This is a genomic window from Streptomyces bluensis, from assembly GCF_014650715.1.
In the GTDB taxonomy this organism is placed as follows: domain Bacteria; phylum Actinomycetota; class Actinomycetes; order Streptomycetales; family Streptomycetaceae; genus Streptomyces; species Streptomyces bluensis.
Map to the genome: position 1 here is coordinate 65025 of NZ_BMVM01000002.1, position 11693 is coordinate 76717.

10 protein-coding genes are annotated in these 11693 nt (G+C 72.5%); 3 read left to right on the forward strand and 7 right to left on the reverse strand.

Annotated features, from left to right (window positions below):
* Positions 1-75 precede the first annotated feature (75 nt).
* Entirely contained in the window at positions 76-1536 is a 1461-nt protein-coding gene (locus tag IE262_RS05465; protein WP_189871757.1) for a hypothetical protein, read from the reverse strand.
* A gap of 443 nt (positions 1537-1979) precedes the next feature.
* Here IE262_RS05465 and IE262_RS05470 point away from each other — a divergent pair, with 443 nt between their 5' ends.
* Positions 1980-3806 carry a DUF8508 domain-containing protein gene (locus IE262_RS05470; RefSeq protein ID WP_189871759.1) on the forward strand — a complete coding sequence of 609 codons (1827 nt, stop codon included), beginning with the start codon at positions 1980-1982 and terminating at the stop codon, positions 3804-3806.
* Positions 3807-3840: 34 nt separating this feature from the next.
* On the opposite strand, the gene IE262_RS05475 is transcribed toward IE262_RS05470, so the two are convergent.
* The 3 genes from IE262_RS05475 to IE262_RS05485 form a co-directional block, all read right to left on the reverse strand.
* On the reverse strand, positions 3841-4569 hold the full coding sequence (locus tag IE262_RS05475; RefSeq protein WP_189871761.1) for an SRPBCC family protein: 729 nt from the start codon (positions 4567-4569) through the stop codon (positions 3841-3843).
* A 16-nt stretch (positions 4570-4585) separates the two neighbouring features.
* Positions 4586-5245 carry an ArsR/SmtB family transcription factor gene (locus IE262_RS05480; protein WP_189871763.1) on the reverse strand — a complete coding sequence of 220 codons (660 nt, stop codon included), beginning with the start codon at positions 5243-5245 and terminating at the stop codon, positions 4586-4588.
* Positions 5246-5339: 94 nt separating this feature from the next.
* Positions 5340-6224, reverse strand: a complete 885-nt coding sequence (locus tag IE262_RS05485; protein WP_189871765.1) for a DMT family transporter — start codon at positions 6222-6224, stop codon at positions 5340-5342.
* Positions 6225-6638: 414 nt separating this feature from the next.
* Between IE262_RS05485 and IE262_RS05490 the strand changes: the two genes are divergently transcribed.
* The gene (locus tag IE262_RS05490) at positions 6639-7703 is read left to right on the forward strand and encodes an MGDG synthase family glycosyltransferase (RefSeq protein WP_189872809.1); all 1065 of its coding nucleotides are present in this window, start codon (positions 6639-6641) and stop codon (positions 7701-7703) included.
* A gap of 37 nt (positions 7704-7740) precedes the next feature.
* Here IE262_RS05490 and IE262_RS05495 read toward each other — a convergent pair whose 3' ends face one another.
* Together IE262_RS05495 and IE262_RS05500 are read right to left on the reverse strand one after the other, a co-directional pair.
* Positions 7741-8547, reverse strand: a complete 807-nt coding sequence (locus IE262_RS05495) for a polysaccharide deacetylase family protein (RefSeq protein WP_189871767.1) — start codon at positions 8545-8547, stop codon at positions 7741-7743.
* Positions 8548-8680: 133 nt separating this feature from the next.
* Complete coding sequence (locus IE262_RS05500) at positions 8681-9424, reverse strand: SDR family NAD(P)-dependent oxidoreductase (RefSeq protein ID WP_189872811.1); 744 nt, start codon at positions 9422-9424, stop codon at positions 8681-8683.
* 442 nt (positions 9425-9866) lie between these two features.
* On the opposite strand from IE262_RS05500, the gene IE262_RS05505 reads away from it, so the two are divergent.
* The gene (locus IE262_RS05505) at positions 9867-10766 is read left to right on the forward strand and encodes a DMT family transporter (protein ID WP_134041882.1); all 900 of its coding nucleotides are present in this window, start codon (positions 9867-9869) and stop codon (positions 10764-10766) included.
* A gap of 36 nt (positions 10767-10802) precedes the next feature.
* On the opposite strand, the gene IE262_RS05510 is transcribed toward IE262_RS05505, so the two are convergent.
* Complete coding sequence (locus tag IE262_RS05510) at positions 10803-11507, reverse strand: antibiotic biosynthesis monooxygenase (protein WP_189871769.1); 705 nt, start codon at positions 11505-11507, stop codon at positions 10803-10805.
* Positions 11508-11693: the final 186 nt, after the last annotated feature.

The following is an 11693-nucleotide window of genomic DNA, read 5'->3' on the forward strand; positions in this document are numbered from 1 at the left end:
CTGAACGACGGTTGAACACGGGACGACGCCGAGGCGTTGCCCTGACATATCTCGCCCCGCGCTGCTTCCCCTCGCTCACTCCCCGCGCTGCGACCTCGCCTTGAACGCCGCCTTTCGGGCCTCCTTGGCGACCTTCTTGTCGGGGTGGAGGCGGCCCATGGCCTCCAGGACGTCCGCGGTCGCGGGGTGGTCGACGCGCCAGGCCGTAGTGAAGAAGCCGCTGTGCTGCCGGGCGAGGCCCTCGACGAGGGCCTGGAGCTCCGCCGAGTTGCCCTCGGCGGCCAGTTGCGCGGCCACCGTGTCGATGGTGAGCCAGAAGACCATGGACTCGGGCGGCGGGGGCACGTCCGCGGCACCGTGCTCGGTGAGCCAGACCCGGGCGAGCCCGCCCAGTTCCGCGTCGTCGAGGACCTCACGGAGCGCGGGCTCGGCGAGGGAACCCACGAGGGACAGCGCCTGCTGGCAGCGCAGGCGCCGGAGCGGGGCGCCCGGGTCGGAGCCCCGCGCGGCCGCCAGCAGCTCACGGGCCGCGGCGAGGGGTTCGCGGCGGGCGAGCCACTGCTCCGTCTCCGCCCGCGCGGCCGTCTGGGGGAAGGCGGCCGTGCCGTCCAGGAGCGCGTCGGCGCCCTTGTCCGCCAGATCCCCCACGGCGGGCGCCGGGACACCGGCCTCCAGCAGCCGGGCCCGCAGTCCGTACAGCCCGAGCGGGGTGAGCCGCACCATCCCGTAGCGCGTGACGTCGGCGTCGTCGACCGAGGGGGAGGCATCCCCCTCGGCGTCCCCCGCGGCGTCTTGGGCGCCGTCCTCCGCATCCGTCATGAGCGCCTCGTCGACGGGCTGGTAGGCGACGAGCCCGGCCGGCTCCAGCAGCCGGAACTGGTCGTCGAGCCGCATCATCGCGTCCGACACCTGCTCCAGCACGTCGTTGGTGGGCTCCCCCATGTCGTCGGGAATGATCACCGACGCCGCCAGGGCCGGGAGCGGCACCGGACCGTCGCCGGGCCCGTCCTCGCTCACGGTCAGCAGGTAGAGGTTGCCGAGCACCCCGTCGAGGAACTCCGCCTCCGCCTCGGGATCCCAGTCCAGCCCGGAGAGGTCGACCGGGCCGCCCTCGGCCATGGCGTCGACGAGGTCGTCGAGCTCGGGCACAGCCGCGTCGGCCAGTACGGTCTCCAGCGCCCCGAGCCAGACACCCAGCACGTCCCGGGGCCCGCCGGAGGTGAGCATGCGCAGCTCGGCGCCCGCGGTGACGGTGCCCTCCTCCTCGTCGACGATCTCCACGAGGCCGGTGTCGACGGCCACCCGCCATGCCTCGCTCGCGAAGGCGGCCGCGTCCTCGCCCGTGAGGCCCAGTTCGGCGGCCGCCTGCGGGAGTTGGTCGTCGATCAGCTCACCTCCGGCGCCCACACGCGTCTCCGGTCCGGCCCAGCGGGCCAGCCGCGCGGCGCGTGAGAGGAGGGGTGTGGCGAGCGCCTCCCGCGCCAGCTCCGCTTCGGAGTGCAGCCGCACCGGGGGCAGGGGAGAGCTGTCTGACATCGGCTGGTTTCTCCTCCGGACGAACAGGACGGGCGCCTCGACACCCGGGCCACGACACCGTGAGCCAGGATTCCACGGCACGTACGGCACTATGAGCAGTCAAGCACGAACAAACAGGGCCGGCAGTACGCGTACCGGGTACCACGGCCGCCTCCGGACACACACGCCCCGGTGACCACCCCGTAACACCCGGCAACGGCTCAGCCTAGACGGATTTCCACCCAAGCCGCCCGGTTCACGGTCCCGTCACGAGCCGTACATGGCTGAAACCTTGACACCCGGCCTGACCAGGCAGGAGATTGACGCGCGTAGAAATTCGTGGGCAGCACCCGCACACGGCTGCCGGCCCCGTCTCTACGCACGTCGCCACCGCCCCACCGGTTGCGTTCGTCCCTGGATTCACCCCTGTCGCAGACCCACGCACGTCCCCGGAGGGATCTCCCTTGCCGAGCAGGAAAACCGTACGCATCGCCGCGCTCACCGTCGTCGCCGCCTGTTCCGCGGCGTCCGCCCTGGTGGTCACCAGCACCGCCCAGGCGGGCACCGTGCGCATCCACGACATCCAGGGCAGCACCCGAATATCCCCGCTGGCCGGCCAGCAGGTCACGGACGTGGCGGGCATCGTCACCGGCGTGCGGACCTACGGCTCGTCGCGGGGTTTCTGGATGCAGGACACCGAGCCGGACGACAACCCGGCCACGAGTGAGGGCGTCTTCGTCTTCACCGGCTCCACCCCGAACGTCGCCGTCGGCGACTCGGTCACCGTCTCCGGCACGGTGGCCGAATACGTACCGGGCGGCACGTCGTCCGGAAACCAGTCCCTGACGCAGATCTCCCGCCCGACGGTGACGGTGGTCTCCAGCGGCAACGCCGTTCCGGCCGCCACGGTCATCGACGCGGAGTCGGTGCCGGACGCGTACACACCGAACGGTGACACGGCCGCGAGCGGCTCGATCAACGGCCTCACCCTGGAGCCCACGAAGTACGCCCTGGACTACTACGAGTCCCTGGAGGGCATGAACGTCCAGGTCGCCGACACCCGTGTGGTGACGGCCACCGACCCGTACGCCGAGCTGTGGGTCACGGTGAAGCCGGGCGAGAACGCGACGCGGCGCGGCGGCACCGTCTACGGCTCGTACACCTCGCAGAACACCGGCCGGCTGCAGATCCAGTCGCTGGGCGCGGCCGCCGACTTCCCGAAGGCGAATGTCGGCGACACCTTGAAGGGCACGACGGCCGGGCCGCTGGACTACAGCCAGTTCGGCGGCTACACCCTCGTCGCCGACCGGCTCGGCACCATCGAGCAGGGCGGCCTGAAGCGCGAGACCACCCGCAAGCAGGCGCAGGGCGAGCTGGCGGTGGCGACGTACAACGTCGAGAACCTGGACCCGTCCGACGGCACCTTCGCCGACCACGCGCAGGCGATCGTGAGCAACCTCCAGTCGCCCGACATCGTGGCCCTGGAGGAGATCCAGGACAACAACGGCGCGACGAACGACGGTACGGTCGCCGCCGACCAGACGGTGAAGAAGCTGATCGAGGCGATCGCGGCGGCCGGCGGCCCGACGTACGACTGGCGGTCCGTCGACCCGGTCGACCTCGCGGACGGCGGCGAGCCGGGCGGCAACATCCGCCAGGTGTTCCTGTTCAACCCCGAGCGGGTCTCCTTCACCGACCGCGCCGGCGGCGACGCGACCACCGCGGTCGGTGTGACGAAGGTGCATGGCAAGGCGCAGTTGACGGCCTCCCCGGGGCGGATCGACCCCGCCGGCGACGCCTGGAAGAACAGCCGCAAGCCGCTCGTCGGCGAGTTCACCTTCCGTGGCAGGACGGTGTTCCTGATCGCGAACCACTTCGCGTCGAAGGGCGGCGACCAGGCGCTGCACTCGCAGTACCAGCCGCCGAAGCGGAGCTCGGAGACCCAGCGCCACCTTCAGGCGACCGCGGTGAACACGTTCGCCAAGAAGATCCTGGCGGCCCAGAAGGACGCGGACGTCATCGCCCTCGGCGACATCAACGACTTCGAGTTCTCCGACACCGTGCGGCTCCTGGAGGACGGTGGCGCCCTCTGGTCGGCGATCAAGTCCCTGCCGAAGAGCGAGCGTTACACCTACGACTACCAGGGCAACAGCCAGGTGCTGGACCAGATCCTGATCAGCCCGTCGATCCGGAGCTCCGCCGAGTTCACGTACGACAGCGTGCACATCAACTCGGAGTTCAACGACCAGATCAGCGACCACGACCCGCAGGTGCTGCGGCTGCGGCCGTAGCCGCTGACGGCCCGGGGCCCAAGGGCCCTGGGGCTCAGGGCCGGCTGAACACCCCGTTCAGCCAGCCCTGCCAGGCGGTTTCGTCGGCCTTGGCGTCGGCGTCCGGCGCGAAGTCGTGGACGCTGACGCCGACCGGGGCGCCCCAGTGGTTTCGTCCGAAGAAGCGGATGAGGGCGTCGTCGGTGCGCAGTCCGATGAAGTACGGGTTGCGGAAGTCGACCACGGCGTCGGCGCCCTGGACCGTCACCCGGGTCCCCGCGGGCGTGTCCTCGGTGACTCCGAGGGCCCGTCCCACGGCGGCGAAGGCGTCGGGCGCCTTGGACGCCTCGGGTCCGTCGAAGGTGGCGAAGGCGGTGACCGGGCGGCCGGCGAAGTGCGTCAGGTACTGGCGCAGGGTGTGCAGATAGAAGTCGGTGTGCTTGCTGGCGCCGTCGTACTGGTTGTCCCAGTCGTCGACGAAGATGCCGCTGTGCACGTACCGCACCCAGGCGCGGCGGCCCTCGTCGCGCGGCTCGATCGTGTAGTCGAGCTGGTTGAGGGTCTGCTCGGAGATGCCCTCCACGTTCTCGACGCGGTTGGTGTACCGGTGCGGCGGGTCCCAGACGGTCACGTCGGATCCGAAGGGGCCCGTGCCGCCCTCGCGCGGCTCGGGGGCCTCCATCGGCCACAGCCAGCCGCCGGTGCCGCTGGTGAACGCGTCCCACACCTGCTCGGGCGTGGCGTCGACCTCGAACTCGCGGGCGATCTCGAATTCCTTGGACATGGCGGGCTCCTGTGCGTCAGGTGTTCGTGTCATCGGGGGAGTTCCGGGTGAGTTCCGGGGTCTCGGGCTCCGCTGCCCGGGGCTCGCCGGTCCCGGCTTTGACCGTGGGGTGGACGGCGACGACGATCCGGTGGCCGCGGCCACCCTCGGCGTCGGCGGCGTCGTACTTGCGGATGAGGGCGCTCACGCCGGCCGTCAGCTCCTCGATGAAGGCGGCCCGGTCGGCCGCCGAGGCGAAGGTCACCTCGCCGTCGAGCGCGTAGGTCGCGAGCCGCTTGCGGGCCTTCGCGGCGCCCCTGATCAGGGTGCCGACGTCCCGGACCAGCCGGGCGCCGAGCGCGAGCAGCCAGCGGGCGGAGAGCTGGTCCCGGAAGCGGTCCGGGTCGGGTTGGAGGGCGGCGAGCGCGAGGGGCGAGATGACGTACGACGCGGCGGTCGCCCGCATCAGCCGCTCAGTGACATTTCCCTTGCGGCGCTCGCCCGCCAACTCGACCAGACCGTGCCGCTCCAGCGCCTTGAGGTGGTAGTTCACCTTCTGCCGGGGCAGGCCGACCTGGCCGGCCAGCATGGCGGCCGACGCGGGCCCTGTCGCCAGTTCGGCGAGCAGCCGGGCCCGTACGGGGTCCAGCGAGGCGGCGGCCGCCGCCGGGTCCTCGATCACGGTCACGTCCAACATGGCTCCACCTTCGCACCGAAAACTTTTTTTGTCCAGACGGATTAAGTTTTCGGTATCGCTCGGTGAGGGGAAGCCGCACAGGCGCGGGGGTCGACTACGGTTCCACCTCGTCCCAGCTTCGGTCGCCGGCCACCACGGGCGACCGGGTCAGGCCGACGATGCCCATCGCCATCAGGCCGACGCCCACCACTTCGGGCAGCACGCGCCAGCCCAGGGCGATGCTCTCCCCGAACAGCAGGCCGCCGAGGGTGACACTGATCAGGGCGTCCCCCAGGGCCAGGGCCGGCTGGGAGGCGGCCAGGGTGCCGGCCCGCAGCGTCCACTGGAGGAGCAGCACGCTCAGCAGGCCGGTAGCGGCACCGGCGTAGGTGTGCCAGGTGGTGAGGACCGCCGTGGGTCCTCCCGGAAATCGCCCGGTCACCTCCTTGATGAGCGCGGCGGTGACCGCGAAGCAGGCAGCGGTCGCGGCGCCGAGCAGCGCGGCCCGCAGGGGCCCGTGCACGCGCCGGGCGGCCGCCAGCAGGACGGCGACACAGCACGCCAGCCCGCCTCCGACGGCGAGCCAGCGCCAGTCGCCGGCCCGCTCGACTCCGGGTGACGGGGAGGCGCTGAGCAGGAAGACCGCCAGCCCTCCGGCGAGCATCACGAAGGATCGCCACGTCCCCGCGCCGGGACGGGACCGGAAGACGGCGGCGCCGACGAGCAGGGTGAACAGCAGTTCGGTGGTCAGCAGCGGCTGCACCACTGACAGTTGCCCGGCATCAAGGGCGATGACCTGGAAGACAGCCGAAAGCACCAGGGCCGTCGCTCCGGCCCACCAGTACGGACGCCTCAGGAGCTCCGTCAGACGGGCCGTCGCCGCTTTGACACCGCGGCCGGAGACGTCGTCGGGCTCGACGGCGGCCCGGCGCTGCAGGACGGACGCCGTCGCGTTGGACAGCGCGGAGAGCAGGGCCATGACGACGGTGAGCGCGTTCATGCGAGTGCCTGTCGTTCACGGGGGACGGGAAGACCCGCCGAGCGGCCGCCGTACAGCCGATGGAGGGACGGAGGTGGGCAGAGTGAACACAGACCAAACTGCCGTGCACGGTGATAAATCTTCCCATAACGGCTCCGTGCGACGGGCGGATCCCGGTCGGTGCGGTCGGTGCGGTCGGTGCGGTCGGTGCGGTCGGTGCGGTCGGTGCGGTCGGTGACTGTTGGGCGGCCGGGGCCGCGGAGAACTGCTGCTCAGTGCTCGATACGAGGTGACCATGCCGCAGAGGTGCTTCTGCCAGTGCCCGTGCCTTCCGGCGCCCTGCCTGTCCCCGCACGTTCTCGTGTCCGGACGGGGCGCCGCCACCGTGCCTGTGCGGCGTCTGCCGTGAGCCGCCTCCTCGTGGTCAGCGCGAGCATGGGATCGGGCCACGACGCGGTGGCCGCCGAGCTGGCCCGGCGCCTGCGCCTGGCCGGGCACGAGGCGGTGCACACGGACGTACTGGAGCTGCTCCCCGCCCGCATCGGGGCCGGGCTGCGGGGCTTCTACCACGCGACGGTCCGGCATGCCCCCCTGCTGTACGCGGGCATCTACGCCGCCTTCTTCCGCGGCGGCGCCGGTCCCCGTCCGCAGCCGGGGAGTGCGCCGCTCGTGGCGCTCGCCGAGGACCGGTTGCGTGAGCGGGTGGCGGGCAGTCACGCCGACGCGGTCGTCCCGGTCTTCCACCTCGCCGCCCAGCTGACCGGGCGGATGCGGGCCCGCGGACGGCTCGCGGTGCCCAGCGCGGTGGTCATCACCGACTTCGCCGTCCACCGCCAATGGCTGCACCGGGGCAACGATCTCCACCTGTGCCTCACCGCGCAGATCGCCCGGGACGTGCGGCACCGCCTGGGACGACCCGCCGTCGCCTGCGGTCCGCTGCTGCCGGACCGCTTCCGCCCGCAGCCGGCCGGCGAGGCGTACTGGCGGCGGCTCACGGCCGGCGACGGGCGCCCGCCCGTGCTGATGTCCGCGGGCGCGTGGGGGGTGGGAAGCCGGCTCGACGCGACGGCGCGGCTCCTGGTCGGCGCCGGCTACCTGCCGGTCGTCCTGTGCGGGCGGAACGAGCGCATGCGCCGGCTCCTGTCGAAGGTGCCGGGAACGCTCGCCATGGGCTGGGTGGACGACATGCCGGGCCTGATGGCGGCATGCGTGGCACTGGTCGACAACGCCGCCGGGCAGACGGCGCTGGAAGCACTCGCCGTCGGTGTCCCGGTCGTCGCGTACCGTCCGATCCCGGGCCATGGGGCGGAGGGGGCACGCCGCATGGCGGCACTGGGCCTGACCGAGTACGCCGCCGACTCATGGCAGCTGATGCGGTCCCTGGACCGCCTCGCCTCGGACGGCCCGGTCCCCGGTCGCCGGGCCCCCGCCGACCGCTGCCTCTTCCGGGGTGACGTCGTGGGCCCGCTGGAACGACTCTGCGCTTGCGGACAGACCTGACCGTTCAACGGCGGCGTCGGGCGTACGGCCTGGCCGCTTACTCGTGCGCGCCCCGGCCCGCGACGTACGGATCACCGGGCTCCCGCCTCCTCGGCGGGTGCCGACTCCCGACGCCGTGCTCACCGAGCGGCCCGATCGTCAGGCCAACCGCCCGGCACGCGCCCACCAGACCGGGCAACGCGGCCAGCGCCGCCCGCCAGCAGTCCGGTGCCGCCTGGCGGTCGGTGTCGTGCAGCACCACCGTGCCGCCGCCCCGCAGGTCCGCCAGGACGGTCGTCGCCACGGACTCGGCGGTGGCCCGGGCGTTCCAGTCGCGGCCCCAGGCGGTCCACAGGACCGGGCGCAGCCCGGTGCGGCGCGCGGCCAGCAGCCGGTCACCGGTCAGGATGCCGTACGGGGGCCGGTACCAGGTGGGAGGTGCGCCGGACACCTCCGCCACCGCGTGCGCGGCTCGCGCCAGCTGTCGGGCCTCTCTGCCCGGCGCCGGCCACCATGGGCGGTTGTGCGTCCAGCCGTGGACGGCGAGTTCGTGACCGCGCCGGACGATGGCGTGGCTCAACCGCCGGTGCCGCAGTACCTGTTCACCCATCACGAAGAACGTGGCTCGGACCGACAGCTCGTCCAGCGCGGCCAGGAAAGCAGGGGTGGAGCGGGGATCGGGCCCGTCGTCGAAGGTGAGCGCGACATGGTCGCGGCGGCCGACGCCCGCCAGAGCAGGCAGCCATGCGCGCCGCGGGCCGGAGAGCCAGGTCCCGGCGGGCACGATGTGGGCCGCGGCGACGAGTGCCGGGACGACGGCCACGGCCGCGCCCCACGACCGGCCCCGATCCACACCGACCCGCATGTCCGTCTCCTTTGGCGTCCTTTGGTGTCCCTTGGCATCCCTCGGCGTCCCTTGGGTTCCCTTGGGTTCCCTTGGCGTTCGGGCCGCGCTGCGCCTGCGCCCCTGGCTCCCGCACGGCGCGCTGTCGCCGCGTTCAGCCGAACCGATCCGCCAGACGCCGGTACGAGGAGGGCGCGAGGCCCCGAACCGCGACCGGCACACGGAGCCAGCCAGGCACGAACACGTCGTGACGTTCCCTACGCACCGCCGCGACGACTGCCGCGGCCACCCGTTCGGGCGGGATCGGACGCGGGCGCCTACGGCAGTAGGGCACCCCTCGCCGGGCGAAGAAGGGAGTGTCCACCACCCCTGGCACGACGTGGGTCAGCCGCACGCCGGTTCCCTTCAGCTCGTACCGCAGCGCGTCGGCGAAGGCGCCGAGTCCCGCTTTCGCCGCGGAGTACACCGCTTCCTCCCGTACGCCGACGCACCCCGCGACGGAGCCCATCAGCACCAGCCGGCCTCGGCGCCGCTCCACCATGTGGGGCAGGACCTGCCGGACCAGATGCACCACCGAGGCCAGGTCCACCGTGAGCAGCCGGTCCACCTCACTGCTGGGCATCGAGGTGAACGGTCCGGCCCAGCCCACACCGGCCGCGGCGACGAGCAGATCGAGGGCCGGAACCCGCCGAAGGGCCCGGTCGGCCAACTGGCGGGCGCCCTCGGCGCCGGACAGGTCGCAGGGAATCGCGACGCCGGACGTCTCGTGCGCCACCCTGTCCAGCCGGACCCGGTCACGTCCGGAGACCAGCAGCGCCCACCGCTCTTTCGCCAGGGCCCGCGCGACAGCCGCCCCGATCCCGGAGGAGGCACCCGTCACGAGCGCCACGCCTGTCATGGGCACAGTGCCTGGCAGGAGAGCGGACGCGGCCGGGTACGGATCCGCCGTGGAGCGTCCCAAGGTGACCTCCTTGACCGATGGGGTCCGGTACGGCGTCGGAGTCCGCCGACCACCCGCGAGCGCACCTCTCCGTCCCGGCCGTTCCCGCGCGTCCGGCGATGACAACGACCATCGAGGGGTAGCCGGAGCTCACGGCTTTCAAACGTGCGGCGACGCGCGCACCCGCGGTGCGCGAGCCGTCCTGGAACCGGCGCGGACGGGCCGGGCCCGCGCGGAACCGACGAGGTGACCGCCCTCTGAGCGAGGTGCCGTCATGGTTCCCCGGGGCCGGCACACGACGGCACGGCGATAGGCCACGTGGGTGACTTTGCGGAACGGTCCTGGCCGGGCTCCGGCAGTCCAGAGCCTTCGCTCGGTCCAGGCAGGAGGATGACTGGCCGTGGTGTACCTCTACAGCCTTCCCGCCGCGTGTCTGCTGGGCTTCGGGTTCGTCCTCCAGCAGCACGCGGCCGAACGCGAACCGCTGTCCTTGATGCTGTCCTACCGACTGCTGCTGGACCTGGTGCGGGTGCCGTTGTGGCTGGCGGGCATCGGCTGCATGGTCATGGGCCAGATCCTCGGGGCGATCGCGCTGACACACGGCGGCCTCGCCCAGGTCGAGCCGTTGCTCACCACGAACCTGCTCTTCGCGATGGCTCTCGCCCGATGGATGGGCGACCAACCGCTGGGCTGGTCGGGATGGCTGGGAGCACTCGCCCTCAGCGGCGGGGTGGCGGTCTTCATCCTGGCGGGGCAGCCGCACAGCGGCCAGGGCCAGGTCGGCGCGCTGCGGCAGTGGCTGGTGATCGCCTGTGTCCTGGGTCTGGCCGGAATCCTCGTGGGCATCGCCCGGCACCTGCGACTGCTGTACCGGCCGCCCCTCCTGGCCGCCGCGGCCGGCACCCTCTACGGGCTCCAGGACGCGCTCACCCGCGTCTCCGGCGGCATCCTCGGTGACAGGGGAATCACCGGACTGCTCGTCTCGTGGCAGCCCTGGGGTGTGCTGGCGCTGGCGGTGGTGGGTCTGCTCCTGGTGCAGAGTGCCTTCGAGGCCGGGCCGTTGCGGCTGTCCCTGCCCGCGCTGACCGCCGCCGAGCCCCTGAGCGGCATCGGCTGCGGCATCGGCTTCCTCCACGACGAGCTGCGCACCACGCCCGGCGCACTGGCCTTGCAGGCGGCCGCGGTGGTCGCGGTGGTCAGCGGTGTCATCGTCCTCGGACGGCACCCGGTCATGCCCAGCGGCAAACGGCGCCCCGAACCCCCGCCTCACCACCCGCACCACGCCCGGCACCGGCCATGACAGCACCGGCCCGGGACCCTCGCGGATGCGGGCGGGTCAGTCAGGGACGAGACCGAGGGCGTACGTGTACCGACTGACCGTGCTGCTCTTCAGTCCGGGCCACGTCCGCACCCGCTCCCACTGCGCTTGGGCCGCCGGCGTACCGATTCCGTCGCCGGGTGCGGCGAGAGCGTCGATGTGGGCCTGGGCGGTCTCCCACTCGGCGTAGTTGAGGACCCTGGTGCCGTCGGTGCCGAGGTGGAAGTGGGCGGAGATGCCGCCGGGGTGCGGGTCGGGCTCGCTGTCGAGCGCCCCGAGGACGGCGTCGACCCAGGCGCGCTGCCGGTCGGGGTCAGGGCCCTCGAACTCCACATCGACGATCACGATGCAGCCCGGCACCGGGGCCTCGTCCCGCGTCAGGGCGCGGTAGCGCCGGTACCGCCCGAGCCTCTGGCGTTCGATACCCGGCACGGCGGTGTCGATCTCGTCGTTGCGCTCCTGCCGCCGGGTCCGCGCGAAGGCCTCGTACGCCTGCTCGTCGGCCCACTGCGAGTAGTGGAGCAGGGTTGAGCCGTCCAGCCCTGTGTAGACGTAGTAGCCGAGCAGCCCCTCGACGGGCCAGGGCCGCCGCTCCCAGGTGGCGGCGATCGCCTCCACGGTCTGCCGCTGCCGCAGGGGCGTTCCCACCTTCCAGGTGCTGAAGAAGGGTGCCCCCACCTTGGGATTGTCGAGTTGGGGGTGTGCCTGGGTACGACGGGTCATGCCGGCCTCCGGCTGTCGGTACGGGTGCGTGTACCGACCACCCTCCAACCTCAACCAAGATTCAGGTCAAGCCCGGAGGCAGGCAGGGCAGGTGCGGAGTGTGCGGACGGGAGGGTGTGGCGGGGGGCGACCCCCACGACGACCCCCACACCGGGCCACCCTCGCACCAGGCCACCCCCGCACCCC

Excerpts from the sequence above, each read along its gene's own strand:
- IE262_RS05500 (WP_189872811.1), bottom strand. The coding sequence starts at position 9,424 with ATGACAGGCGTGGCGCTCGTGACGGGTGCCTCCTCCGGGATCGGGGCG.
- IE262_RS05480 (WP_189871763.1), bottom strand. The coding sequence starts at position 5,245 with ATGTTGGACGTGACCGTGATCGAGGACCCGGCGGCGGCCGCCGCCTCG.
- IE262_RS05485 (WP_189871765.1), bottom strand. The coding sequence starts at position 6,224 with ATGAACGCGCTCACCGTCGTCATGGCCCTGCTCTCCGCGCTGTCCAAC.
- IE262_RS05510 (WP_189871769.1), bottom strand. The coding sequence starts at position 11,507 with ATGACCCGTCGTACCCAGGCACACCCCCAACTCGACAATCCCAAGGTG.
- IE262_RS05465 (WP_189871757.1), bottom strand. The coding sequence starts at position 1,536 with ATGTCAGACAGCTCTCCCCTGCCCCCGGTGCGGCTGCACTCCGAAGCG.
- IE262_RS05495 (WP_189871767.1), bottom strand. The coding sequence starts at position 8,547 with ATGCGGGTCGGTGTGGATCGGGGCCGGTCGTGGGGCGCGGCCGTGGCC.
- IE262_RS05475 (WP_189871761.1), bottom strand. The coding sequence starts at position 4,569 with ATGTCCAAGGAATTCGAGATCGCCCGCGAGTTCGAGGTCGACGCCACG.
- IE262_RS05490 (WP_189872809.1), top strand. The coding sequence starts at position 6,639 with ATGGGATCGGGCCACGACGCGGTGGCCGCCGAGCTGGCCCGGCGCCTG.